Origin of the sequence: Rufibacter sediminis, from assembly GCF_014269285.1 — a bacterium.
In the GTDB taxonomy this organism is placed as follows: Bacteria; Bacteroidota; Bacteroidia; order Cytophagales; family Hymenobacteraceae; genus Nibribacter; species Nibribacter sediminis.
Genome location: NZ_JACOAF010000003.1, coordinates 24,310 through 48,108, shown reverse-complemented (window position 1 = coordinate 48,108; position 23,799 = coordinate 24,310). Strand labels below are relative to the sequence as shown.

Below are 23,799 nucleotides of genomic sequence, written 5' to 3'. Positions count from 1 at the left end.
ATCTTATTGGCTTTTGATTTGACTCCGTAACAATTGGGCGTTAATTGCAACAATAACTGTGCTCATACTCATCAATGCGGCTCCAATGGCTGGTGATACCATGATTCCTTGGTTGTATAAAACACCTGCGGCCAAAGGCAGGGCTATGACATTATAGGCAGTGGCCCAGATGATATTCTGAATCATCTTGCGGTAGGTAGCCTTACCAAAGAGAATCAGAGAAGCAATATCCTTTGGGTTGCTGTTCACCAAGATAATATCAGCGGTTTCAGCGGCCACATCTGTTCCGGAGCCTACTGCAATGCCTACGTCTGCCTGCGCCAATGCAGGTGCATCATTTACCCCATCGCCGGTCATAGCCACAAATTCGCCTTTATCCTGTAACTCCTTTATCTTTTCCTGTTTTTGATGGGGCAGCACATTGGCTAGGAATCCATCCATTTTCAACGTGTCACTGACACTCTTTGCCACCCGGTCATTATCACCGGTGAGTAAAAGATTTTTAATGCCGTTTCTTTTCAGGATTTCTATTGCTTCCGCTGATTCCGGGCGGATTTGGTCTTTCAAGCTAATAAAGCCAGCTACCGTTCCATCTATCAATACATATACAACCGTTTCCACCTCTTCTTCCGCATCGCTTTCAGGAACCTGAATGCTAAACTCTTTAATGTAATTTGGGCCAACTACCTTTACTGATTTTCCTTCGACTGTCCCTTCCAGACCTTTTCCAGGTAGGTAATTAAATCCTTCGGCGGTAGGAATGGAGATACCTTCGGCCTTAACCCGTATCATGATACCCTGAGAAATATAATGCTCTGAGTTTTGCTCCACCCCAGCTGCAAGCCGCAGCAACTCTTTTTCCGGGAAGGCGGGATTGAATGAAACAATACGGGCCACCTGGTGGGAGCCTTGGGTAAGGGTTCCAGTTTTATCGAAGATAATCGTGGTTATCTTGCGGGAATTCTCAAAAGCCGTCCGGTTTCGTATAAGCAAGCCATTTTTAGCTGAAATTGCCGTAGAGATAGCAACTACCAAAGGTACCGCTAAGCCCAGTGCATGGGGGCAAGAAATTACCATCACGGTTACCATCCGCTCCAAGGCGAAAGCCAATTCAGCACCAATCAATAGCCAAACGGCAAAAGTTGTAAATCCGGAGAAAAGGGCAATGTAGGTCAGCCAGCGGGCTGCTTTGTCGGCGAGGTGCTGCGTGTCTGATTTAGTTTTCTGGGCTTCCTGCACCAGGCTGATGACTTTGTTCAAGTAGCTCTCTTCACCGGTTCCTTGCACCTTTACTTTCAGAGAGCCGGTCCCATTTATGGAGCCCCCTATTACCTTGTCATCTTTTACCTTCTGCGCGGGCTTGCTTTCGCCGGTGAGCATGCTTTCATTCACATAGCTTTCCCCCTCCTCTATAAGGCCATCAGCCGGAATCTTTTCGCCTGGCTTTATCAGTATCAGGTCATTTTTTTGCAGGGCATCAATCCTGACATCTACCGTTTCCCCCCCTCTTATGACATGCGCTTCGGAGGGCATGAGACTAACCAACAGCTCCAAGGCGCGGGAAGCTCCTAAAACGGATTTCATTTCTATCCAGTGGCCCAAGAGCATGATGACGATGAGGGTGGCCAGTTCCCAGAAGAAATCCATTCCCTCCAGTCCGAAGACGATGGCGGTACTGTAGAGGTAAGCTACCGTTATTGCAATTGCAATCAATGTCATCATGCCGGGAGACCCCTTCTTTACCTCATCCCTAAAACCGGTCAGAAATGGCCATCCCCCGTAAAAGAAGATGACAGAAGAAAGGGCAAAGGCGATGTACATGTTAAAGGGTATTTCCAGCCGGTACCCTAAAATATCCTGTACCATCGGGCTGATGATGATTACCGGAACCGATAGTAGCAGAGAGACCCAAAACCTTTTCCGGAAATCATCAATCATCATGGCATGATGGTCGTGGCCGTGCTCCCCGTGCCCTGAAGGGTGTCGCCCCTCGTTAGGTATCGCCCGGTTATGGGCATGCAAGGTTTTCTCGGCTATTTTCTCCGCTGCTTCGGTGTCTTTAGAATTCCTTTCGTTGCTTGGATGGTGGTTATGATGGGAGTGTTCCATAGTTTACGGGTTTAATTCAGGAAGATTCGGAATAAAAATAAAGGGGTAATTTTGTAGATTACCCCTTTATTTTTGCTCTTCTATTGAAGTGGCTCTATTTTGAAGCCCGCTTTCTCAACTGCCTCTACTACTTCCTGCTCGCTTACGGTACTTCCTTCGACAGTTAAAATTTTATCAGGGTTATTAGTGTCTACTTGCCACTTCTCAACACTTTTTTCATTGTTTAGAAAGGGAGTAACAGTGGCTACACATCCACCGCATTTGATATTGGTTTTAAATTTCAGAGTTTCCATAATCTTTCAATTATTGTTTGGTTATCAATTAAGACCTATGCATAAGTACTCATTTAGGCACTTAGCTTTCTATCATAAAAATACCCATTGACTTAGGGTATTGTGTGACATAATTTTGAAAAAGCGTTATATTATTTTGTTCATCTGAAAAAACCGATTGACTATTGTTATCTTTTTATACAGCCATTATAGTTTCCCCTAAAACTGCTGATAGACACTAAAGACTTTCCCTTCAAAACCTTACGGTCAATCCTCCTCCCGCACCAAACCTGTTATCATAGTTTGCCATAAGCGAGAAGGTTTTAGAGATAAGATATTCAGAGCCTACCCTCCAGACAATTTCCTTCTTGTAACCCTTGCCGCTGCTTATACTGCCTTCTTGCGTATCATTTACCCAACCAAAGTCAGCTTGGTATTCAAACTCCCCGAACAGGAAAGTCCGGGGAAATACAAGTACCTCTCGGGCTAAGCTTATCTGGGGACGGAGTTTGTTGTCAATCCGAACGTCCAGGTTAAAAAGGTACGGAGTAAGGTACCTGAAGCCTACTATGGCTGTGGGTTGTATTTCGTCAAGGCTATTGTCCTCTTCGTTTTCCACGTTGACGCCTCCGAAAACACTTAGGTAGTCATACAGGAACCGCCCGTAGGTAAACTCTGCTTCCAGGTTCCTATTCCAACCGTATTCTGCGTTTAAAACAAACTGGTTCCTTATGTTGGAGGACACGAGGTTGAGTTCTGTCATGTGGGAGGCTGCGTCAACGACACCCCAGGTAAAAAAATGATTGCTTTTGTTTGTGAGGATAGATAGAGGATAGCGTTCCAGCCTTTCGTCCCTGGGGGTACCGTAACTAAAGACCCGTGCCATGCCCGCGTCCATGTGGTACAGGACATGGCAGTGGAAGAACCAGTCGCCGTACTCATTGGCATCAAACTCAATGACTACCTTTTGCATGGGAGCCACGTTTACGGTATGCTTCAGAGGGGAATATTCCCCGTTCTCATTGATAACCCTGAAAAAATGCCCGTGCAAGTGCATGGGGTGGTGCATCATGGTCAGGTTGTTAAGGATAATGCGCGTTACTTCGCCTTTATTGATTTTTATTTTATCCGCTTCATTTAATGGCACTCCGTTCAGGCTCCAAATGTAGCGCACCATGTTACCGGTTAGGTTCAGCACCATTTCCTTAACTGGTTTATCAGTCAGGAAATCTGTTTTCTCCGGCGATTTTAAGTAGTCGTAGTTGTAATCAGCAAACATGCCCATGCCGGACATGCCTTGCTCGCTGTTTTCCTGACCCATCCCTGCCATAGGCATTCCAGGGTTTGTAGCCGATTTTCTCATGGGGGCAGTATTCATCCCATGGTCCATTCCGGAATGGTCCATTCCACCAGCGGACACCGAATCCATTTTTGTTTTCTCCCCCGCTTTTCCCATTTCCATCTTGTTTGCCTGCCGGTTTCCTCCCTGGTGGGACATGTATTCATGGCTTGTTTTAGAGTTGGCCAGAGAATCTTTAGAACTACTCATGCCATCTTTTCTCCCTTTCTGCATCATGCCAGCATCAGCGGTGCCGTGGTTCATTCCCCCCATTTGCCCCATGCCCATCTCTGCTTCCATCTGCATTCCCCACTTGTTCATCATTTCAACAGGCTCTTCCTTCCCTGGATTGAACTTGGAGGCAGGAGCCCCCATTCTCATCTTCATCCTGGCCATTTGCTGCATCATGGCTACTTTATCTGGCCGGGGCACATCTGGCGCGTTAAGGATATTGCCTTGCCCGAAGAAGGCGCTTGTTTGGCCAGAGCCATCCTGCACGGTAGCCCTTACCTCCATTCTGCCGTTTTGCGGAATGGTGACAATGAAATCATAGGTTTCAGCTACGGCAATAAACGTTTTGTTCCGTTGCACAGGCATTACATCTAAACCATCAGCGGCTACCAACAGCGGTTCTTCTCCGCCGAAGGTCAACCAGAATTGGCTGGAGGCGGCGGCATTTATAATGCGTAGCCTTACTTTCTCTCCCGGTGTAAACTCCGGGTATTCCTGCACAGGTTGACCGTTGGTAAGGAAAGCAGGATAGTAAATATCGGCTATATCGGCCCCTTCCATCCGTTGTCGCCAGAAATTAAGCTGTGCCCCCAAGGCACCCCTTGCTATGACCATGCCCAGCGGGGTTGACGTACCTTTCTGTATGTCATAGATTTCTAGCCCGCGTTTCAGGTTCTTCAAGACATTCTTTGGCTTCTCATATGTCCAGTCAGATAGAACCACGACAAAATCTCGGGCGTAGTCCAACGTTTTTTCTTTGGGTTCGATAACAATGGAACCATATACGCCAGACTGTTCCTGCAAGCCGGTGTGGGAGTGGTACCAATAGGTGCCCGCATGCCTTAAGGCAAACTCGTATTTGAGGGTTTTGCCTGGTTCAATGGGAGGTGTGGTCAGGTAAGGGACACCGTCCTGGAAATTAGGCAGCAGCAAGCCATGCCAATGCACTGAAGTTTCCACATTCATCTCATTTTTTACGTATATCACAGCGTAGCCTCCTTCAGGAAACCGCAACGTAGGCCCTGGGATAGACCCGTTTATGGTTAAGCCCATACTCTCTTTACCAGCAATATTTACATTTCTCTGGCTAATGGAGATGTGATAGGTAACGGTATCGGTTTGGGCATTTGTTTCGTTCCCACACAGTAATAGTAATATTACCAGTACTGCAACCAAGGGGGGTGATTTTATCATAAAGGACTTATTATAAACGACAAAAAACGCCTCTGCCAATGAAGGAGAGACGTCTTTTGTCGTACGTAAGATTTTATTAAAGTGCGCTCCGGCAAGCTTCTTCACAGGCTTTACAAGCCTCTGCACACTCTAAGCAATGCTGCATGTGTTTATGGTTTGCGCATTCGATTCCACATTCCCGGCAGATGTCGGCACAGGCTTGCAACAGTGTTTTAGCTACTTCTGAATTACGGGCCAGTGCGCTGGCAGTAAGCTTACAGATGTCGGAACAATCACGGTCCAGGCGAATACAACGGGCCATCATTTTAACATCCTGCTCCTGTAAACAGGCATCGTAACAATGGTCACAGGCAGCAGCACAAGCATTAAGGGCTTGTATAACAGATTGATATTGAGAATTGTGCATAGTAGTAATTAGTTAGGTTGTTTAATTATGTGAACTCTATAGTTTTACACTTTAGGGAGATATATGTTTTTAATTATCCTTGATTAGATTTATATAATTTGGGTATTACTGTCCTTTCCGAGAACCTTTACTGTCAAGGCACCACCGATAAAAGATGCTTCATCTTTTAATATTTTATCACCATCATCAACAGGGGCATAGGAGCCTTATGATACTTAAGCCAATTATATTGATTAGTAAAAGATTCACTTATAAAGAAATGTGACACAATAAAATACCTATGTGTTTTCTAGGGTTAAATGATGAGAGAAACTATTTGTATAATTTAAGAAAAGACTGATATAATAATGCATATTAATATAGTGGCTATCTCCTGCCTCCCTATTTATGGGCATTTATTGGCTCGAAAACCAAAATTCAGATATTTTAAATCCTTTTTGCTCTATCTGCCCTAAATAACTAGTCTTTGAGCGCTTCGTATAAAACGCTTATCCAAAGAGTATAGCTGTATTCTAATATATTGTGCTACAATAAGCTATACACCAAAGAGGCGATTGGGAATTGGCAAAACACGATTCAGGCTAAAACAACTACTCCAAATGAAAAACAACCATTATAAGAAGTTCCTTTACATGCTAATAGTCTCGTTTGTAATCATGTACGCGGTAATGTTCTTAAATGTAGACCAAGTAGAACATGTTTATCTAAGTGCTACAAGGGTCTATACTACCTTATTGATGGTAGCGCCTATGGCCGTGGTAATGTTATTGATGATGCGGAACATGTATGAAGATAAAAAGTTAAACATGGTAATTTATGCATCAAGCGCTGTAGTGTTTGTTGGGGCCTTGTTCTTTTTAAGAAACCAAGTCTTAGTCGCTGATGAGCAATACATGAAGGCAATGATTCCTCATCACTCTTCCGCCATCATGGTTAGCCAGAAAGCCAATATCAAAGACCCTGAATTGAAAAAACTAGCTGACGAAATTATCAAGTCCCAAGTGAAGGAAATTGCCGAAATGAAGGCTATCCTGAAAAGAATGGATGAAGAATAATTTATTCCCAAACATTGTTCTGATGCTGTTTTCTGAGACAAACCTCCAACAGGGTTATCTTGAACCATGGATGAGAAAGTGAATATCTGTGCTAGAATAAATTCTTCATAAATTTAAAACGGCTACTACGAAAGGTGACATTATACATATCAATCACCTCTGCTTCTGCCGACAGCATGTCTTCTTTTTTCCGGTAGTGGTCTACAATGTATGATTAATTTAAGTTTTTGATTTTCAATGAGTTTAACATAGACTTTCCTTCGCTGTCTGGAGTCTTCCGCAGGGTGACTCCAGACTTAAAATGGAAATGGCAGTCTGTGACTCCCTGTTTCTACGGAGCAGAGACTGTCGCTCCTTTTGGCCGTTGTTCTATAAAACCGTTCTTGCCACTCGCCCGGAACGGAGTTCCTGCTGGTTCATTGTCAATTCGGAGTCACCCTGCGGAAGACTCCAAACAGCGGGGTTTATGCAAAACTATCCATCATACATTTTATACCACAACCTTTTTTCCATTTGATTTACATTTTAATCTCTAAACAAAAGCTATGAAAAACAACAAGTTTAATTCTAAGTGGGTGGCAATGCTTTGCGGGGCCTCCTTGTTCTTTACCGCCTGTAGCCAGAACTCCGGTGAAACGGAAGTGGCCTCCGATATGGAGAAAACAGAAGACCATTCCGGCCACAACATGGAAGCTGGGGAGCCAAATGAGATGATGGACCTGATGCACGAGAATATGACGGCGATGCAGGAGGTGAAACTCACCGGCAATCCGGACGTAGACTTTGCCAATTTAATGGCCACCCACCACGAAGGAGCGATTAAGATGGCCCAGGAAGAAGAAAGCAAGGGGAGTGATACAATGCTCGTCATCATGGCTAAAAAAAGTCCGCCGAAGCAAAAAGAGGAGCAGGAAAAACTTAGAGACTTTGTTCAAAACTACCAATCTGCTACAGGTGATACTGCTGTTACCATGAAGATGATGTAGCCCATGAAAAGCATGATGTCCAGCATGAACCATAATATGGCTGGTACCACTGACCATCATTTCGCAAGCCTCATGAGCATGCACCACCAAAGTGGAATAGATATGGTTAAAGCTTATCTGCCTCAAGCGAAGGAGCCGGAAATAAAAGCCATGGCTCAAAAAATCATGGATGAGCAGCAAAAGGAAAAGCAGGAGTTGGATGCGTGGCTGCAGAAGCACCCGCAATAGCAAGAATTGTTTACTTTCCTCGATACTTTTTAAAGGAGAATCTTCAAGTGAGGTTCTCCTTTAAAAATTTATGGGTGTTTCTATTTAGATTTACAATTCATCCCCGCTTAGGCCCACTACCCTCAGTATCTCTGCCTGAAAGCCTGCTTCCTGAACGGCATTTTCTATGGCCTGAGGATTTAAATCTTTGCCGGAAACACTCAGCACATTTTCTTCCGTTTCTGTATCTACTTGCCAATTGGATATACTTTTGATTTTTTCCAGATAGGGGGCAACTTTCGTTACATCGTTTTGATTACCCATGTTGGTTTTGAATTTTATAATTTCCATACTATTTCAGACTTTACATTAATGATATATTTCTTACTTAGAACTACCAGGAGAGTTTCCCATTGAAGGGCTTTTTGCTTTTTCAGCGTTAACACCGCGTTATTATTTTGAAGTATAAAACTGCGGTTAATTAGGTTGCTAAACGTTGCCCACTATGGGATTTAAAGGATTGTTACCCAGCAATATCTTTTGTCGGATACACTTCCTGCCAGGACCAACCATCGCTCCCCAAAAGGGCAGTGAGAATATTCCGGTTATCCGGTTGCTGCTGGCCATTGCCTTGGTTTATACTAGCTTCTTGTTTAACTGGAATCCCTGACTGCAGCAGGGGGGCGAGTTGTAGAGAGGGAGGATACTTTTGGCTGGTTTCTTCTTTTATAAAGTTTTTCTTCACTAAGCTAAAATAAGTATCCAGGGCGGTGCGCAACATGGTCATTTTTACTTCATCTAAGGTTACTTCCGTAGAAACTACCTGCCTAAGGAGATAGTAAACCTCTTCCAACACCACTACTTGTACTATGATGGCCTGTTTTGGTTCTTTGTTGTGGAAGTAGTGAATGATGGGATAGGAATGATGGTTAAGGGTGTGCTTTATAAGCATCTGGCACATGTTCGGGACACAATCAAAGAAGGAAGAAAAGTTTCCCCCGTTCCAGCTCTTTATCACCATTTCCTGGGGTGTTCTTCCCATGCTGCTGATATACAAGCTTAGGTTGCTTTGCAGGTTTACCGCCGATAAAACCGGCAAAAAATATGTAATGGAGGTTGTTATAAAAACCAGCCCCGTGAATGCCATCGAACTAGTGAGTATCCGCCAACTGCTGGAGGAGGCTACAAAATCACCCACCCCCAAGGTTGATAGGGTAAACCCGGCATAGTACAGCTTTTCTAAGGCCATAGCGTTTTCTCTAGTTGTGCTGTTTATGATGGAGTTCCCATCTGATAAAAGCAAAAGAAAAAAACCTGCCCACAAGCCAATAATCCAGACCAGAAGTACCACTATTAAGACGGCAGGGCCCGCGAATTCTAAAGCAGTGGATTTTCCGTTCTGGCCAGACATTGAGAAAAATAATTTCCAAACAGCTCTTGAAATTCTATTTGTAATCACACCTCCCCCTTTTGTGGATAGAGTAGTTTTGATTATGTCTACCGTAGTAATAATGAAAATAGAAGTTCCGGAAAGCAGATACAGAATATTCATAAATGTTTAGGTTATAACCATGGTTCTTTTCTATTTCTAGTACAATTGGTCAAGTGTCTGGCGACCTCTAAGCTGAAGTTTTTTATACTCGGAAGGGGTAAAGCCGGTGACAGATTTAAATTGCTTGGAGAGATGGCTTAGGCTGCTGTAGTGCAACTTTGAGGCTATTTCTCCCAGAGACAATTCCTCATAGTCTAGTTGAGCCTTGATATACTCTATCTTTTGAAGAATGATGTACTTTTCAATGGTGATACCCTCCATTGATGAAAACGCATGGCTTAGGGTGCTGTAATCTTTTCCGATGGTCTGGGCCAAGTAAGTTGAATAGTTAGAAGTGATTTTTTCTTCCTTATAGTGAACTGCGTTAATAATCAAAGTTTTTATCTGCTCTACCAACTTTGCTTTCCTTTCTTCCAGCAATTCAAATCCATAATCATTTAAGAATTCATTCACCTTTTCCTTCTCGGCAGGCTCCAATGGACGCTCCAAATCTACATGGCCCAGATGAACCTCAATTACCGGAAGATTCAGAAGAGTTAACTGCTCTTTTATAATCCGGATGCAGCGAGGACACACCATGTTCTTGATACATATGGTGGTTTTGGTATCATCGGTTTGGAGTTCCATAATAATAAATTACACTATTGATAAAAATATGTGAAGCTCTGGATTAGAGCAGAAGGAGCTTTAGGTACTTTAACTTCTAAAAGCAGATTAATAATGTTCTAAAGGGAAATAGGAATTGAGACGGTCAATTTCTCCCACCTCATAAGAATACTCCCGTTTTTCTCTCCTTCGGGTCTAATCTCGTAGCGTAGGCGTTCCTGATGCTGACTGGTTTCAGGCTGCACCGAAAGTCTGACTAAATCTTCCTTCTCAGAATACTCGTCTGCCAGATGCTGCTCCCACTTCTTATTTAATATCACTGTCCACTCTTGTTTACCAGGTATGGTGAACAAGGCATATTGACCAGCAGGTATTTTTTGACCTCCTATGACGATAGTGCCATCCGTTTGTAAGCTAGTAGCGGAATGGGCTCCGGTCACCCAAACCTGGTCGTAAGCCACCAGACCGCCCCACACCACCCGATTCCGGACGGCAGGTGAATGGTAGTCTATTCGTAGGTTTACAGAACCTATTTTCCCTGTAGCCACTGCTTTCAAGCTCCCTTTGAGGGTGTCGGGTTCAGGTTGTTCCGCTATGGTGACAGCATCCTCTGCTTCCGACTGAGGGGCGGCGGGTGAAGTTGTCAGGTTATCTCTTCCCTGTGCTTGTTCTGAGTTGGAATTCTGGTTACAGAACATCAAGGAAAAGCTGAAGACGGTAAGAACAAAATAGATGGTAACTTTCTGTATCATGATAACTTGTTAGGTGATTTGTATAAATAACTTTAATGGTGTTGCTCCAGGAATTTTCCCTGCGGACCTACGCCCTCAATGTGAACTAGCTGGGCACCGTAATGGCCTGCCATGCTAACCGCATACCCGGCACCAATCAGGATAACGGCAGCTACGGCGATGCTCCAGCGTTTCCCTTTGAATACCAGCACGCTTAGAAGTTGGGCCACTAACCCAATGCCGGCCAGGTAAACTGTGTAATCCGCGTATTTGTCGTGCTGCTCCAAAACGAGTTCCGCGTGGGCGGAGAGCCCTGAAGTGTGCGGATGCGACCAGTACGAGGAGGCATAAGCCGTCACAAAGCCCACCAGTACCATAATGGTCACCGCCCAATTCAGTTCCTCTTTCCGGAACAGGATATTGACGAATTGCATGGCCGCCGCAATCATCAGCAGCATAATAGGAAAATGGACAATCAGGGGATGGATGTGCGGAAAGTCAGCCAAAGACGCGTGTACTTCCCCTGGATTGGCTACGTGTCCCGCATGTTCTGCCGGGGTAACGTCCTTAAGAACAACCGTATCGCGAGAATCTTCTGGTTCTTGTCTGGAGGAGTCAGCTTGGGGAGTCTTAGCTTTTTCCTTGTGCTTTTCCCCGCCGTGAGCTATCACGGTTCGGGGACTTAAAGCAACGGATATAAATAAAAAGCACAGCAGGAAAAGAAAGGTGTTGAAAGGTCTCATATTTTAAATCGGGTTTAGTATTCGTGAGATAGATATTATTGCCGGATTGCAAGTCCGTTCGGTTTTTTCCCCACCGGAACCGTGGCGGTAACGGAATGGTCGGATACTCTGATGACGGAGACTGTTCCCACTCCTTGGTTGGTGACGTAAGCTGTTGCGCCATCCTGGGAAAAAGCAATGGCGTGCGCATCGGCTCCTGTGGCGATATCGCCTTGTAGAGCCCACAGGCTGTTGTTTTGTGTGTAGTAAGCGATTTGGCCATTGGTTGCATCGCTAACCCAAAGTTCTTGTTTGGAGGGGTGGTATGCCACGTAGCCCGGTTTGAAGCCTAGGTGAATGGTTTCTGTAATCGCACCTGAGGCTACGGCTATCTCCGTAACGGTTTGGTCGGTTTCATTGTCCACGTACATGAAGCCATTTGCGCCCGGCCAGGCCCCAACCGGGTCCTTGCCCACCGCCACGGTGGCCAACACCATTTTAGTGTCCGGGTTAATAATGGAGACAGTGGCATCTAGGGTATTTGCGGCGTAGGCTCTCGTGCCGTCAGACGAAAAGGTGACTTCGGATAATCCTCTTCCAACGTTGATGGTGCTTTTGAGGCTCCAGTTACCGGTGTTGAAAACCAACACTTGGCTTTGCTGCTCATCCTCCTGGGCAATCCATAACTCAGAGCCGTTCGTATTGAAAATCCCATTGTGCGGCATTCTGGGTAGCAGTATCTCTTTTTCGATTTTCCCGGTGTAACTATTCAACACGATTACTTTGAACCCATACATCCCACTCATACCGCCTGAGTCATGGCCACCGCTTAAATCGGTACTGGTAATGGCTACGGCCAGCTTCGTTTTATCGGGGCTTAAATTGATGTGGTGCGGGAAGGTGGCCCCATTCAAAGAAATCTGCGCTTTCTGGGAGAGGTCAAGTAAATTAAGCACCTCTATATTGTTTGATTCCCCATTCACTACATAAGCCGCCGGATAATCAATATTCATTCCTTCCCCACCGCCCATATCATCCATTCCGTCCATGTCATCTTCGGTATGAAAGTTACAGGCCGAAAAACCGAACAGTAAAAAGGCTATCAATAGTGGTTTTTGCATATTGTAAAGCATGGTCTCCTGAGTTTTAATTTGTATTTTAATGATTATGACCGCTCATCTGGTCCGTGCCATTTTTTAATACATATTCGCTGTAGAGTAAGTAGGCCCCAGTTACCACTACTGTATCGTTTGGACTTAACCCGTTGGTGATGGCTACCTGATTGGCGCTTTCGGCCCCTAGGGTAACCATTTTAGAGTTGAAGGTATTCTCCCCCGTTTTCACCCAGACGTGCGCCCCGCGGGCGTCCCGTATGACGGCATCCAGTGGCAGGGTTAGTGCCTGGTTTTCCGCAGTAGGAAGGGTAATGGTAGCCTGGGTACCAGGTATCAATTGCCCATTCGGGTTTGGCAGTTTTGCCCGTGCTACCACCACTTGGCTGTTTTGGCGAAATTCCGGGTTTATGAAAGTAATCTTGGTTTGAATGGGAGCCTGTGCGCCGGATACCGTGACCACTACGGGGGTGCCGACCTGTAACTGCCCTGCTTCCTGCGCATAGAGTTCAGCTTCCACCCAAATGGTAGAAAAGCGGTTCAGTCGGTAAAGCAAGCTGCCTTCAGCCACATAAGCACCTTCGGCAGCAGCTATCTCCGTGACGATACCGGAGGTTGGGGCCAGGAACGTGATACGGGCATCTAATTTCCTGGAGCGGGCTATCTGATTTACCTGGGCTTTTGATAAGCCCATTAGCAGGAGCTTGTTTTTGGCAGCCTCAAGGATAGAGGCAAATTGCTTCCCCTCCGGAAACGCTTTCACCTGGTCCAAGGCCAATAAGTATTCCTGCTCCAGCGTCAGCAAGGATTCACTGTACAAGTCATAGAGCGGTTGGCCTTTTTGGATAGGTCGGCCTGTTTCTTTGACATACAGCCTTTCCACACGACCGGCGGCACGGCTACTGATTAAATCGGCCTGCGTTTGGTCCACTGCTAGCCTGCCGGTAAGGATAGTGTTGCCTCCTACCTGCCCCATCTGAACAGGCCGGGTGGTTATGTTTCCCAGCTTCATTTGGGTTTCGCTCAGCATGATGCTTCCGGCATTCTTTTCAGCGGCAGTTTGCGCTTTAACCGGCACCAAGTCCATTCCGCATATCGGGCAAGAACCGGGGGTGCTTTCCACAATTTGCGGATGCATGGGACAGGTGTAAGTGGTTTCTGCCCCTGCGGCTCCAGAACTGGCATTCTCATCTTTGTTTGTGCAAGCGACTAAGGAAAGAGCCACGAGCCAGACTATTGCTATATTTAGTGTCTTTTTCATCTATTATTATCTGCTACCCGAATAAAACTTTCGCTGTCCACCAGGAATTGCGCATTCACCGCTATCGTATCTTGGGCACTCAGGCCGGATAATATCTCCACCATGCCATCCGCCGAACCGCCAATACGAACACTAATAGGTTTAAAACCCCCATTGTTATTGAGGAAAGCCACTGATTGCGTACCTATGTCCAGCACGGCCTCCTTGGGTACCCATAGCGACATACCAGTGTTGTATGTCACTTTCCCGGTGATTAGCTGACCAATCAAGGTGGATGTATTCCCGGCAGGGAGGGAGGCCCGAACCTGTGCGAAGTTCTCCCCTGCTTCGTAAACAGGTTCTACCAGATTTACCTCAGACTGCACCGTTTTATCCGGCAGCTGGTTGAAGGTGATGGAGATTGGGGTACCTCTCTTAAGTTGCCCGGCTTGGCTGCTAGGCATATTGAACTGTGCCCATACCTGAGAAGCATCAATCACTTTCAATAAGGCCTGCCCCGTGCTCACGTACATGCCCTCCCGGATGGAAAAACCGCCGCTCGGTATGGGGGGTGACGCGCTGCTGCCTGTTCCCGTGGCACCGCCTCCCATTCCTCCCATGCCGCCGCCGCCCGTTGCCGGGGCAGCGGGTGTCGCGGTTGCTACGGGAGAAGGGCTGGCTGCTACGGCAGGGTCAAGCACGTAACCGGAATAGGGGCTATACACAGAAAAAGTATAGGTTTCCCGCCCGCTTCGGATTAATTGCTCTACTTGGCCAGCGGTTGCACCAAGGAGCCGCAACTTTTGTTTCGCCCCATTAATCAGGGAAGAGTTGCTCGGGTCGTTTTCAAGCAGATAAAGCAATTCTTTCTGAGCCGTCACTAGTTCCGGGCTATAGATATCATAGAGTTTCTGCCCTTTGCGGATAGGCTGGAAATTAAACTGTACATAGAGTTTTTCAATCCGTCCCCCAAACCGGGCCGGGATGATGTACTGCCGCCGGGTATCGTAGGTCACCACGCCGCTCATAGTGATTTCCTGTTGTACCTGCTTTTGAACAGGTTGTGCGGTTTCTATGCCGGAAACCACCGCCTGGTTCGCGGGTTGCAGCAAATATTCCAAATCCGAGGAAATGGCGATGGCGGGGGCATCTGCGGTTTGCTTCGCTACCAAGTCCATGCCGCAGATAGGGCAGGAACCAGGCTCATCGCGGACAATCTGCGGGTGCATCGGGCACGTGTATTGAATGTCATTGGCCGCTTCTGCACCATCCCCGGCTTCATTACAGCCTGTAAAGGAAAAGGGCAGCAGCAGTACCAGCAGCCACAGTAATTTATTTTTCCAGCTCTTTCTCATAATTTACTCCAATCAGGTACAATTGCTCCAGGTTGTTGAGGTATTCCATCTGGGCCATGTTCAGCGCTTCCCAGGCATCGATTACCAGCGGCAATTGGCTTGTGTTCTGTTCATAGCTGAGCATGGTGGTTTCATAATTGCGGCGCAGAGCCGGGATGATTTTGGTTTCGTAGTTCCGCACCTGGGTTTGCTTGGTTTGAAACTCCTGAGCCATGGTGGCTACCATGGCTTGGGCCTCGTTCAACAGGCTCTCCCGGCCTTTTTGCATCCCTTGGATTTCAAAGTCCATGGCTTTGATGTTGGATTTATACATCTTCGAGGACCAAGGGGCAATTGGGATTGACACCATACCCATTAAAGTGAAAGACTGGGGCATCATCCTGTCGCGCGGCATCATGTTCTCAAAACGTATCCCAAAATCCGGCTTGCGTTGCATGTTCTCCAACCGGAGGTTGAGGCGCATGGATTCGATGGTACGGTCCAGTTGCCGGATATCGCTACGGGCTGCGCTTAAATAGGCGGTGTCCGGTAAAACTGTCGGTTTCGGTGCCTGTGCGGTGGTATCGATTCGGAAACGGGTTTCCGGGGGCAGGTTCATCAGCATGTTCAGTTGGATGTTCATCCTGATGATTTCGCTGTCATTCATTACCAGCATATTCTCCACTTCCCCTAACCGGCCCTCGGCTTTGTAGATACTGCCCAATGAACTTTGGTTGTAGGGATAGCGGACTTTGCCCAATTTGAGCATGAATTGCATGATGCGCTGGTTTTCGAGTAGCACAGATTTCTTTTTCTCCAGCACGACCCATTGGTAATAGGCTGTCTTTGCCTGTGCTCTCAGCTGGTTGAAGGCTTTGTCGCGCCCAGCCTCTTCAATAGCCGACTTGGAAAGTTGGTATTTTTCCCTAGCCCGTAACTTGGCAGGATTTGTAATTTCCTGCTCCACCGCCGTCATGAACATAGCGTCGTCCTGTCCTTCCATCTCCATTTGCCCCGGATAGGGATACATGAAAACACCGGCTCCCACCATGGGGGCCATCTGGCTACGGGCCCCCTCCGCCATGGCATTCTGTGCCTTTGCCCGGCTTTCAAACTCCCGCAGCATCGGGTTGCTGCGGGAGATGCGCTGCAGTACAGAGTCCAATGGTATTACCGGTGACTGCCCGTGAGCTACCAAGCCCATCAGCAGCAGGGCGGCCGTGGTATATAGTCTAATGCTTAACATCGTAAATCTCTATTTTTCCGTGTTTTTTCAATTCATACTCCTTCGTCATTTCAAACACCACGGGAGTCACCAGCAGAATATGGATGGAGGAGGTAAATACCCCGCCAATCAGGGGCAGGACGATGGGCAGCATCACGTCTGTGCCTACGCCGGTCGCCCACAGCACCGGAATCAAACCGAAGAGCGAAACAGAAACCGTCATTATTTTCGGGCGCAGGCGCTTGGCGGCTCCCATGAATACATACTCCCGGATGTCGTGCTTTGTAATCGTTTGGCTTGAGTTGCCTTTATCGGCTACCATCTGGTTCATGGCTTCGTTCAGGTATACCACCATCACCATAGCCGTCTCCACAGCCAACCCAAACAAGGCGATAAAACCCACCGCTACTGCCACCGATAGATTGATGCCATAGAAGTACACGATGAATACCCCTCCTATCAGAGCGAATGGGATGGTGACCAGGTTCAGAAGCGCTTCTTTAAGGGATTGGAAGGAGAAGTAGAGAATCAGGAAGATGATAATCAATACCAGCGGTATAATGATTTTCAAGGTCTGGTTTGCCCGAATCTGATTTTCCCACTGGCCGCTCCATTCGAGGCGGTAGCCATTGGGCAAATCGGTGAATTCACTGTTTAACTTCTTGATGGCTTCCTGCACGGTACTGCCAACATCCCGGTCCCGCACATTAAATAATACGGCTCCCCGCAGCTGGGCATTTTCCGAGGCAATCATAGGAGGGCCATCCACGAAACGCACATCGGCCACCGCCGAGAGCGGAACCGTGCCTGCCGTCCCGGACTGCAAGGGAATGCGCCGGATACGGTCGAGACTGTTGCGGTACTCCTGGGCCAGGCGCAGGTTGATGGAGAAGCGTTGCCGGCCTTCAACGGTATTGCCTATGGGTAGCCCGCCGAGGGCAGATTCCACAATGGCATTAACGTCATCCACAGAAAGGCCATAGCGGCCCAGCTCTTCGCGCCTGGTCTGGATTTCCAGGTATTTACCTCCGGTTACCGGTTCAACGTATAAATCCTTTACCCCTGGAATATCCTGCAAGGCGTTTCGCACCCTTTGGGAAACCGTGGCGATGGTATCAAGGCTTTGACCGTACACCTTTACCCCCACATCGGTTCGGATACCGGTAGCGAGCATGTTGATGCGGTTGATGATGGGTTGCGTCCAACCGTTAATCACCCCTGGAATCTGGAGTTTCTGGTCAAGCTCCTCAATGATTTTGGCTTTGGTCATACCATCGCGCCATTCGGATTCGGGCTTCAGTTGAATGATAGTTTCAATCATGCTAATGGGCGAGTTGTCAGTAGCCGTACTCGCTCTCCCGGCCTTGCCCAATACCTGGTCTACTTCCGGCATCGATTTGATAATCTTATCCTGCACCTGCAGAATGCGCTTGGCCTCGGAGTTGGAAATATCCGGAAGGGTGACCGGCATGAACAAAATTGAGCTTTCATCCAGAGGCGGCATAAATTCGGAGCCCAGGCTCAGCAACATGGGGATGCTGACCATCAGGGCCAGGATGTTAATTCCGATGGTGGTCTTCCGCCAGTTGAGGCACCAGCGCAAAATGGGGCTATACACCCGCTCCAGCCCTCGGTTGATAGGATTGCTGTTCTCTGGCTTGAACTTGCCTTTGAGGAAAAGCGAAAGCAGCACCGGGGTAACCGTAATGGCCACGAAGGCATCCACAATGAGTATAAATGTTTTCGTCCAAGCCAAAGGGCTGAACAATTTCCCTTCCTGCCCGGTAAGCAAGAAAACCGGGAGAAAAGAGGTGATAATGATAATCGTACTCCAAAACACGCTGGGACCAACTTGTTTGGAAGCTTTTTCTATAATTGAAAGACGCGTTTCCTTATCCATGGTTTTCTTTGTTTTGGGCTTCGGCCAAGTGCCGGTAAGCATTTTCGACCATCACAATGGCATCATCTACAATCACCCCGACAGACAGGGCGATTCCTGTAAGGGACATGATGTTGGAGGAAATATCGAAGGCATTTAAGAGGATGAACCCAATGGCAATCGACAAGGGCAATTGGATGATGATTATCAAGGCGCTGCGCCAATGGAAGAGGAAGATGAAAACGATGGCGGAGGCCACCAGCATTTCCTCAATCAGCGTCGTTTTCACGGAATTCACTGATTCATTAATCAGTCCGCTCCGGTCATAGACGATGTTAAACTTCACGCCTTTGGGTAGTCCGGCAGAGACTTCTTCCATTTTGGTCTTCACATTCGCAATCACCTCGGCGGCGTTTTCCCCATACCGCATCACCACAATGCCCCCCACCGCTTCTCCTTCGCCGTTGATGTCAAAAATCCCAAGGCGGCTTTCCCCGGTCATCTGCACCGTGGCAATGTCACTTACCCGAATAGGGATAGTATTCTGGGTGACAATAGGGATATTCTCTATCTCCTCAGTTGATTTGAGATACCCGGTCGTTTTGATGATGTAACCGATGTCGCTCATCTCGAATTTGCGTCCGCCGCTCTCGTTGTTGTTGGCCCTCACCGCCGCCATTACCTGCGGTACCGATAGATTGTAGTAGGTAAGCTTGTTGGGGTCCACGGTTATCTGATACTGCTTCTGAAATCCCCCGAAGGAGGCGATTTCGCTCACTCCTTCCACATTTTGCAGCGCGAACTTCACGTACCAATCCTGAATGGCGCGTTGCTCTCCTAAATCCATGCCAGGGGCATCCAGCGTGTACCATAGGATATGCCCTACCCCGGTACCATCGGGCCCTAAGGTAGGGACGGCTCCTTCGGGCAGTAAGCGGTTTGCGTAGTTTAGGCGTTCCAACACCCGTTCGCGGGCCCAGTAAATGTCAGTTTTGTCCTCAAAAATGACATAGATGAAACTCATGCCAAACATGGATACACCGCGCACATATTTTACCTGAGGCATGCCCTGCAGGTTCGTCACTAAGGGATAGGTAACCTGGTCTTCGATGATTTGAGGGCTGCGGCCCATCCACTCCGTGAAAACTATTACCTGGTTTTCCGATAAATCCGGAATCGCATCTACTTTATTAGTGCTGACTGAATAGAGGCCCCACCCGAATAAACCGGCTGCTATCAGCAGCACGACCATGCGGTTGCGCAGGGAAAAAGATATTAATTTACCTATCATAGCCTGTGATGGATTTCCCTCCCGATTTTGGTAGCCGGGAGGGAAAAGTTAAAAATTAATGCTGGTCGCCTGCTTCGTGCTGATGGCCAGCAGTCGTATCCTTCTGTTCACCGGCTTTCGCCTCTTCCAGGAACATACCGCATTTGGGGCATTTGCCTGGCTCATCGCTTACTACTTCCGGGTGCATGGGGCAGGTGTAGGTCACTCCTGCAACGGCCTGTTTGGTTTCAGTCTGCTCTGTGGTATTCTGTTTGGTTTCGCCGCTATCACAGGCAGAGAACAGGGTTAAACCAATGATGGATAAGCCGATGCTTAATACAATCGCTTTCATAAAAGGAAAATGTTTAAAGTGAATGGAAATGTTATTTCCTCTGAGGAGTTATCCCAAGCCAATAGGCATACCGATACTCCTGCCAAGGCAAGGTTATGCTGATGGACTGTGTAACAGCACAGCCTAAATGAATATTTGAGGGCGTAAAATCCGTATTGATTCAAACCAGTTTCGCTGCCAGCTCAACTTGGAATCTGAGAAGGGTTAAGCAAGAGTGCTTATATTCAAGCAAAAGTGGCCATGCCTTCCAGATAAGTAATCTTGAATGGAATTTACGGTTTAGGAGGTAGCACCAGCAAGGGAAATTAGCTGTCACTCCTAAATAAGGGAAGGGGTATTAAATAATAAAGGTTTGATGTAAAATGCCGATGAACCTGCCGGAGACAGGAGGTGGCAATGTAAAGTGGGGCTCGGCTTCAAGAATGGCAGGACGGATTGTTTCGGTAAAGTTTGGAGACAATACCGGTTCTTTCACAATCTTCGCTACCTGCTGGGTCGCGGAGTTGAAATTCGTCTGCGTGGCTACTCCCCGCTGCATGACACAAGACATGTCATTGCAGGACTTCTTTGGGGTTTTTGCGGCTTTCCCACAGCAACAGGTGGGAGATGAAAAAAGGCTAATAGAGCTGCCTTCTTTACCAGAGCAATGCGAAATATTCACACGGAAGCCAAAAGAAGCCAGTAAAATGGCTGCTATTAAGCTAAGGTGAATAAATTTTTGCAGTGCCTTCATCTAAGATGATATCTATTTATCTAAGTATCAAACGGTAACAATCAAAGAGAGTTGCCGACATACTAGTTCCAATCTTGCAAAAGTATAAACATTTTTGTATTATGATGTTATATAATTTTTGATAAAAGTTATATAAATCGGTTAAAGTTTTAAGTATGGATGCTTGCTCCGACTTGGAACTGTAATCCGAAATAATAAATACAAATGATTCCGGATTTAAGTTGATGCTTTGTATTTTAAATAGGTCGGTTGTGGTAGAACCAACTTCAGGGATTTTGTTTTCCCCTACCGCCCTAATGATTATATACTTTCTATCTTTTCTAGGAGGGCCAGTTGATTTTGGGCTAAACTAGTTTAAAACAGTCAACAGGGACAATCCTATATTTTTATAGGGTAATAAACGGGTTTTACTTTTAAACCCCCGCACATCCTTAATGCCATCTTCCGGTGAAAAGTGTATTTCTGCAAAGAAATCACCCATGGCATAGAGCACTTTGCATACGCCGTTTTGATTTATAGTTTTAATAAAATTTCCTAATTCCCAAACTACATTGGCCTTACCATTTTTGTCTAAAATATTAAATTGATACAGGTTCATGGCGTTACAATTGTAAAAAGTGCATTTTAGCTACTGCTTTATCATAGTCCTTTTCATTCAAGGGGAAGAATCGGCAGGAGAAACTACCCGAAATTTCCTGAACGACCACACCATCCCAAATTCCGGAGGAATCCAAGTACATAACCAGGTAATCAGATACGGGGATGAATTGATTGATATAGGCTAAGATGTTATCAATGTTATTGGTTACTGATTTATTGCCTTTATCCAGGTCCTTGATAGTTAGTATATCCCCGTTGAAACTGTAGTCGAAATCAGACTGCCTTGCCAGCCTCTCAATATCCAAAGGTTTCATTTTGCGATTGTAAATTAGTCTGTCGGTAATCCTGCCTCTTTCATTCTGGCCCGCAGTCTCCGGTTCGTATCCCTTAGCTCTATGATTCTATTTCTGTAAAGGGCTTCTCTTTCCTCCCAGGGTAGCCTAGAGAATTCCTCTGTAGATAAAGCAGGTGAGCTGTCTACAGGAACAGCCGGAGCAGGGGCCGCACCTTGCTGGTATATCACCGTAGGCCGGGTAATGGCGTTATAAAGTTTTCGGTTATAGCTTCTTCTCCTTATGAACGCATAGACACCTGCCCCCACCACTACTATTATTGTCAGTGGCCCAGCTATAGGCTCCAATAAATCCCTGAACATCATGTTAGGGGTATCTATCTGCAAAAACATACTACCCATAACCGTACATTTTTGAAATTATAAAATCAATTTTTGACTTCCACGATTGTACTTTTATTTTGCTCCCTTGGTTTGGTTTTACCAGTATTAATCAAGTCACAGATGTCCTGCATTTCTGAAATGGTGAAGGTTTGGTTTCTCTTCTTCACCTCCCAGGTAGGGCGTGGCATTCCAATCCCCTTATAGACGTAGACCTGTTTAATTCCAAAAGAGGCTAATACTGCGGGAAGCTTTTTTTGCAATTCTAAAAACAGTTTAACTGGTTCATCCGAGATTTTCATAGCTGGCAATTATATAAATGCTTTATAAGAAAGCAGTTATTCCTCCGCTCTCAATTCGTCTGCAAGAAATGAATTTAACTGCGTTCAATTCATATAATACGAGCCATGTATATAATATGATACATTTATAGTTTAAATAATATACATTATAAATGTATGGCTAAACAAAAAAATACCCTGCCAAAAGGAGGGTACTTTTTACTATTAATATAGGAAATTATCTGAAGTGGTATCTAAGGCCGAGACTGACAAAGCCTGGCCACTCGTCCAAGTGAGTCTTGTTAAACGTCTTCCCCTTTATCCCAGTTACAACCAACGAGATTCGATTGCCAAAAAAGAAGTCCACTTCGGCACCAGCCTGAGGCCCGTAGGTAAAACGTTCGCGTCTGCCCGATTTACTCCCTTCCCCGTCGGAATCTTCCCCCGTCCTTTCGTAGGAAGCGGCACCTCCCAGAAGCAGGTGGAAATAGGCGAATTCACCAATCCGGAATAACTGCGGTGCCACCAGTCCACGGCCACTGAAGGTAGAGTATTTCCCACTCACCTCCAGGTCACCAAACTCCCGTAAGCCGCTGACCCGCACGCTCAGTTTATCAGTCAGGTAATTCATATAGCTGCCCTCGTAAAACTTTCCCATGTCGGTACGGCCATAATGCGCACCCCAGGCAGAAATGTGTCTGACGTGCCGTTGTGCCAGTACAGGGGACAATGAGCTAATGCTGATAAATAACAGCAGGGAGAGCAGTGCCTTTTTCATTGCTTAATAATTTTTAGTTCTTCTTTCCAATTCAATCAATTGCTTTTGCGCAATCAAGTCGGTATAGACCATTTCAGCGGCAATATGTGCTGGCCCTTTCTGCGAACTCTCCGCAATCAGCCTATCTGCCTCCTGCCGTAGTTGCATGGCCCGAACCATGTTCTCGTTAGAGGAGTTAATCATGGCCATGCGCTCCCCCTCGGTCATGGAATACCGACCGGGGTTCTTCAAGGTGGCGTTCATCTCAATGCTTTGCTCGGTCATTTCATCGGCAATCTTGTAATAATTCAGGGCCGTCTGAATTTTCTTTTTCTGGTTCATTTCCTCATAGGCATAGGCCGAAACCGCAGATTCTTCCCGGCGCTCCACATATTCCGCCGAACTCATGCGGTCATTGTTGTCAGAATCCCCCGAAGTGCGAGAAAACACTGAGAAGATTGTTTTAATGTCTTCCTCCGGATTGTTGTTCTGCAAGGCTACTCGCAACCGTTGCGCTTTCGAGAAGTGAGGCATATAGTGCGTGCCTGAATTGCCCCCGGACATGGCCAGGGCACGGGCGAACAACTCTGCCGGGTTAGAAATGCGTAAATCCATAATGCTGTTTACTTTCCGCAAGTCCTCCTGAATCTGCCGTTGCAAGGCCAAGCCCTCGGAAGTTAAATCCTTTACTTCCCCGGTAATATCCTTGGTCACCCCGGCAATGGTTTTGGCATCTTTTACCACTTGGTAATTTTGCACCGTTTCCGCCCATTGCGCCAGGCGTTTGGCAAAATCACTGATATGTACTCCCATGTGGATTGGGTCGTTCACCACCATCTGCGCGTCCGTATTGCTAGGACGGAATACCAGCAGCCCTGCCGCCAATACCGTAAAAACAACTCTTTTCATACATCACCTTTTTAAAATTAAACT

At 46.7% G+C, this 23,799-nt stretch carries 26 protein-coding genes; 3 read left to right on the top strand and 23 right to left on the bottom strand.

Annotated features, from left to right (window positions below):
- Positions 1 to 3 precede the first annotated feature (3 nt).
- The 4 genes from H7U12_RS01335 to H7U12_RS01320 form a co-directional block, all read right to left on the bottom strand.
- Positions 4 to 2,109 carry a copper-translocating P-type ATPase gene (locus H7U12_RS01335; RefSeq protein WP_186631683.1) on the bottom strand — a complete coding sequence of 702 codons (2,106 nt, stop codon included), beginning with the start codon at positions 2,107 to 2,109 and terminating at the stop codon, positions 4 to 6.
- An 80-nt stretch (positions 2,110 to 2,189) separates the two neighbouring features.
- Positions 2,190 to 2,402, bottom strand: coding sequence for a heavy-metal-associated domain-containing protein (locus H7U12_RS01330; protein WP_123132276.1), 213 nt, complete (start codon positions 2,400 to 2,402; stop codon positions 2,190 to 2,192).
- A gap of 232 nt (positions 2,403 to 2,634) precedes the next feature.
- Positions 2,635 to 5,145 carry a multicopper oxidase domain-containing protein gene (locus tag H7U12_RS01325; RefSeq protein ID WP_186631881.1) on the bottom strand — a complete coding sequence of 837 codons (2,511 nt, stop codon included), beginning with the start codon at positions 5,143 to 5,145 and terminating at the stop codon, positions 2,635 to 2,637.
- 76 nt (positions 5,146 to 5,221) lie between these two features.
- Positions 5,222 to 5,551, bottom strand: a complete 330-nt coding sequence (locus H7U12_RS01320; protein WP_123132267.1) for a four-helix bundle copper-binding protein — start codon at positions 5,549 to 5,551, stop codon at positions 5,222 to 5,224.
- Between the two features lie 599 nt (positions 5,552 to 6,150).
- Here H7U12_RS01320 and H7U12_RS01315 point away from each other — a divergent pair.
- The 3 genes from H7U12_RS01315 (at position 6,151) to H7U12_RS01305 (ending at position 7,820) form a co-directional block, all read left to right on the top strand.
- Positions 6,151 to 6,606 (top strand): DUF305 domain-containing protein, encoded by a 456-nt coding sequence (locus tag H7U12_RS01315; RefSeq protein WP_186631681.1) that lies wholly within the window; start codon positions 6,151 to 6,153, stop codon positions 6,604 to 6,606.
- A gap of 545 nt (positions 6,607 to 7,151) precedes the next feature.
- Positions 7,152 to 7,592, top strand: a complete 441-nt coding sequence (locus H7U12_RS01310) for a DUF305 domain-containing protein (RefSeq protein WP_186631677.1) — start codon at positions 7,152 to 7,154, stop codon at positions 7,590 to 7,592.
- A 3-nt stretch (positions 7,593 to 7,595) separates the two neighbouring features.
- Positions 7,596 to 7,820 (top strand): DUF305 domain-containing protein, encoded by a 225-nt coding sequence (locus tag H7U12_RS01305; RefSeq protein WP_186631672.1) that lies wholly within the window; start codon positions 7,596 to 7,598, stop codon positions 7,818 to 7,820.
- A gap of 90 nt (positions 7,821 to 7,910) precedes the next feature.
- On the opposite strand, the gene H7U12_RS01300 is transcribed toward H7U12_RS01305, so the two are convergent.
- From H7U12_RS01300 to H7U12_RS01210, 19 genes are all read right to left on the bottom strand, one after another.
- Complete coding sequence (locus H7U12_RS01300) at positions 7,911 to 8,150, bottom strand: heavy-metal-associated domain-containing protein (protein WP_186631669.1); 240 nt, start codon at positions 8,148 to 8,150, stop codon at positions 7,911 to 7,913.
- Between the two features lie 172 nt (positions 8,151 to 8,322).
- Positions 8,323 to 9,351 (bottom strand): potassium channel family protein, encoded by a 1,029-nt coding sequence (locus tag H7U12_RS01295; RefSeq protein ID WP_186631666.1) that lies wholly within the window; start codon positions 9,349 to 9,351, stop codon positions 8,323 to 8,325.
- Positions 9,352 to 9,387: 36 nt separating this feature from the next.
- Positions 9,388 to 9,978: a helix-turn-helix domain-containing protein gene (locus tag H7U12_RS01290; RefSeq protein ID WP_182514109.1), complete on the bottom strand. Its 591-nt coding sequence runs from the start codon at positions 9,976 to 9,978 to the stop codon at positions 9,388 to 9,390.
- Positions 9,979 to 10,076: 98 nt separating this feature from the next.
- Positions 10,077 to 10,709: a DUF2911 domain-containing protein gene (locus tag H7U12_RS01285; RefSeq protein ID WP_186631663.1), complete on the bottom strand. Its 633-nt coding sequence runs from the start codon at positions 10,707 to 10,709 to the stop codon at positions 10,077 to 10,079.
- A gap of 32 nt (positions 10,710 to 10,741) precedes the next feature.
- Positions 10,742 to 11,194: a hypothetical protein gene (locus tag H7U12_RS01280; RefSeq protein ID WP_241749022.1), complete on the bottom strand. Its 453-nt coding sequence runs from the start codon at positions 11,192 to 11,194 to the stop codon at positions 10,742 to 10,744.
- Between the two features lie 272 nt (positions 11,195 to 11,466).
- On the bottom strand, positions 11,467 to 12,516 hold the full coding sequence (locus H7U12_RS01275) for a YncE family protein (protein ID WP_186631660.1): 1,050 nt from the start codon (positions 12,514 to 12,516) through the stop codon (positions 11,467 to 11,469).
- A gap of 52 nt (positions 12,517 to 12,568) precedes the next feature.
- Entirely contained in the window at positions 12,569 to 13,660 is a 1,092-nt protein-coding gene (locus H7U12_RS01270) for an efflux RND transporter periplasmic adaptor subunit (protein ID WP_186631657.1), read from the bottom strand.
- Positions 13,661 to 13,779: 119 nt separating this feature from the next.
- Positions 13,780 to 15,117: an efflux RND transporter periplasmic adaptor subunit gene (locus tag H7U12_RS01265; RefSeq protein ID WP_186631654.1), complete on the bottom strand. Its 1,338-nt coding sequence runs from the start codon at positions 15,115 to 15,117 to the stop codon at positions 13,780 to 13,782.
- The gene (locus H7U12_RS01260) at positions 15,095 to 16,342 is read right to left on the bottom strand and encodes a TolC family protein (RefSeq protein ID WP_181307970.1); all 1,248 of its coding nucleotides are present in this window, start codon (positions 16,340 to 16,342) and stop codon (positions 15,095 to 15,097) included. Before H7U12_RS01260 ends, H7U12_RS01265 begins: the two co-directional genes overlap by 23 nt.
- Entirely contained in the window at positions 16,329 to 18,221 is a 1,893-nt protein-coding gene (locus tag H7U12_RS22770; protein WP_186631649.1) for an efflux RND transporter permease subunit, read from the bottom strand. Before H7U12_RS22770 ends, H7U12_RS01260 begins: the two co-directional genes overlap by 14 nt.
- Positions 18,214 to 19,491, bottom strand: a complete 1,278-nt coding sequence (locus H7U12_RS22765) for an efflux RND transporter permease subunit (protein ID WP_186631646.1) — start codon at positions 19,489 to 19,491, stop codon at positions 18,214 to 18,216. Before H7U12_RS22765 ends, H7U12_RS22770 begins: the two co-directional genes overlap by 8 nt.
- A 55-nt stretch (positions 19,492 to 19,546) precedes the next feature.
- Positions 19,547 to 19,822 carry a heavy metal-binding domain-containing protein gene (locus H7U12_RS01245; RefSeq protein WP_181308073.1) on the bottom strand — a complete coding sequence of 92 codons (276 nt, stop codon included), beginning with the start codon at positions 19,820 to 19,822 and terminating at the stop codon, positions 19,547 to 19,549.
- Between the two features lie 337 nt (positions 19,823 to 20,159).
- On the bottom strand, positions 20,160 to 20,555 hold the full coding sequence (locus H7U12_RS01240) for a hypothetical protein (protein ID WP_186631643.1): 396 nt from the start codon (positions 20,553 to 20,555) through the stop codon (positions 20,160 to 20,162).
- A gap of 349 nt (positions 20,556 to 20,904) precedes the next feature.
- Positions 20,905 to 21,153 carry a hypothetical protein gene (locus H7U12_RS01235; RefSeq protein ID WP_186631640.1) on the bottom strand — a complete coding sequence of 83 codons (249 nt, stop codon included), beginning with the start codon at positions 21,151 to 21,153 and terminating at the stop codon, positions 20,905 to 20,907.
- Between the two features lie 4 nt (positions 21,154 to 21,157).
- Positions 21,158 to 21,469 carry a hypothetical protein gene (locus tag H7U12_RS01230; protein WP_186631637.1) on the bottom strand — a complete coding sequence of 104 codons (312 nt, stop codon included), beginning with the start codon at positions 21,467 to 21,469 and terminating at the stop codon, positions 21,158 to 21,160.
- Between the two features lie 14 nt (positions 21,470 to 21,483).
- Positions 21,484 to 21,849 (bottom strand): hypothetical protein, encoded by a 366-nt coding sequence (locus H7U12_RS01225; RefSeq protein ID WP_186631634.1) that lies wholly within the window; start codon positions 21,847 to 21,849, stop codon positions 21,484 to 21,486.
- Positions 21,850 to 21,875: 26 nt separating this feature from the next.
- Positions 21,876 to 22,130 carry a hypothetical protein gene (locus H7U12_RS01220; RefSeq protein WP_181307956.1) on the bottom strand — a complete coding sequence of 85 codons (255 nt, stop codon included), beginning with the start codon at positions 22,128 to 22,130 and terminating at the stop codon, positions 21,876 to 21,878.
- A 217-nt stretch (positions 22,131 to 22,347) separates the two neighbouring features.
- Positions 22,348 to 22,887, bottom strand: a complete 540-nt coding sequence (locus tag H7U12_RS01215) for a hypothetical protein (RefSeq protein WP_186631632.1) — start codon at positions 22,885 to 22,887, stop codon at positions 22,348 to 22,350.
- Between the two features lie 3 nt (positions 22,888 to 22,890).
- Complete coding sequence (locus H7U12_RS01210; RefSeq protein WP_182514120.1) at positions 22,891 to 23,775, bottom strand: hypothetical protein; 885 nt, start codon at positions 23,773 to 23,775, stop codon at positions 22,891 to 22,893.
- Positions 23,776 to 23,799 lie beyond the last annotated feature (24 nt).

Coding starts and splice junctions, on each gene's coding strand:
- H7U12_RS01210 (WP_182514120.1), bottom strand. CDS start 23,775: ATGAAAAGAGTTGTTTTTACGGTATTGGCGGCAGGGCTGCTGGTATTC.
- H7U12_RS22770 (WP_186631649.1), bottom strand. CDS start 18,221: ATGGATAAGGAAACGCGTCTTTCAATTATAGAAAAAGCTTCCAAACAA.
- H7U12_RS01215 (WP_186631632.1), bottom strand. CDS start 22,887: ATGAAAAAGGCACTGCTCTCCCTGCTGTTATTTATCAGCATTAGCTCA.
- H7U12_RS01330 (WP_123132276.1), bottom strand. CDS start 2,402: ATGGAAACTCTGAAATTTAAAACCAATATCAAATGCGGTGGATGTGTA.
- H7U12_RS01285 (WP_186631663.1), bottom strand. CDS start 10,709: ATGATACAGAAAGTTACCATCTATTTTGTTCTTACCGTCTTCAGCTTT.
- H7U12_RS01260 (WP_181307970.1), bottom strand. CDS start 16,342: ATGTTAAGCATTAGACTATATACCACGGCCGCCCTGCTGCTGATGGGC.
- H7U12_RS01230 (WP_186631637.1), bottom strand. CDS start 21,469: ATGAAACCTTTGGATATTGAGAGGCTGGCAAGGCAGTCTGATTTCGAC.
- H7U12_RS01315 (WP_186631681.1), top strand. CDS start 6,151: ATGAAAAACAACCATTATAAGAAGTTCCTTTACATGCTAATAGTCTCG.
- H7U12_RS22765 (WP_186631646.1), bottom strand. CDS start 19,491: ATGATAGGTAAATTAATATCTTTTTCCCTGCGCAACCGCATGGTCGTG.
- H7U12_RS01220 (WP_181307956.1), bottom strand. CDS start 22,130: ATGAAAATCTCGGATGAACCAGTTAAACTGTTTTTAGAATTGCAAAAA.
- H7U12_RS01335 (WP_186631683.1), bottom strand. CDS start 2,109: ATGGAACACTCCCATCATAACCACCATCCAAGCAACGAAAGGAATTCT.
- H7U12_RS01295 (WP_186631666.1), bottom strand. CDS start 9,351: ATGAATATTCTGTATCTGCTTTCCGGAACTTCTATTTTCATTATTACT.
- H7U12_RS01240 (WP_186631643.1), bottom strand. CDS start 20,555: ATGAAGGCACTGCAAAAATTTATTCACCTTAGCTTAATAGCAGCCATT.
- H7U12_RS01310 (WP_186631677.1), top strand. CDS start 7,152: ATGAAAAACAACAAGTTTAATTCTAAGTGGGTGGCAATGCTTTGCGGG.
- H7U12_RS01225 (WP_186631634.1), bottom strand. CDS start 21,849: ATGGGTAGTATGTTTTTGCAGATAGATACCCCTAACATGATGTTCAGG.
- H7U12_RS01320 (WP_123132267.1), bottom strand. CDS start 5,551: ATGCACAATTCTCAATATCAATCTGTTATACAAGCCCTTAATGCTTGT.
- H7U12_RS01265 (WP_186631654.1), bottom strand. CDS start 15,117: ATGAGAAAGAGCTGGAAAAATAAATTACTGTGGCTGCTGGTACTGCTG.
- H7U12_RS01270 (WP_186631657.1), bottom strand. CDS start 13,660: ATGCATCCGCAAATTGTGGAAAGCACCCCCGGTTCTTGCCCGATATGC.
- H7U12_RS01235 (WP_186631640.1), bottom strand. CDS start 21,153: ATGAACCTGTATCAATTTAATATTTTAGACAAAAATGGTAAGGCCAAT.
- H7U12_RS01245 (WP_181308073.1), bottom strand. CDS start 19,822: ATGAAAGCGATTGTATTAAGCATCGGCTTATCCATCATTGGTTTAACC.
- H7U12_RS01300 (WP_186631669.1), bottom strand. CDS start 8,150: ATGGAAATTATAAAATTCAAAACCAACATGGGTAATCAAAACGATGTA.
- H7U12_RS01305 (WP_186631672.1), top strand. CDS start 7,596: ATGAAAAGCATGATGTCCAGCATGAACCATAATATGGCTGGTACCACT.
- H7U12_RS01325 (WP_186631881.1), bottom strand. CDS start 5,145: ATGATAAAATCACCCCCCTTGGTTGCAGTACTGGTAATATTACTATTA.
- H7U12_RS01290 (WP_182514109.1), bottom strand. CDS start 9,978: ATGGAACTCCAAACCGATGATACCAAAACCACCATATGTATCAAGAAC.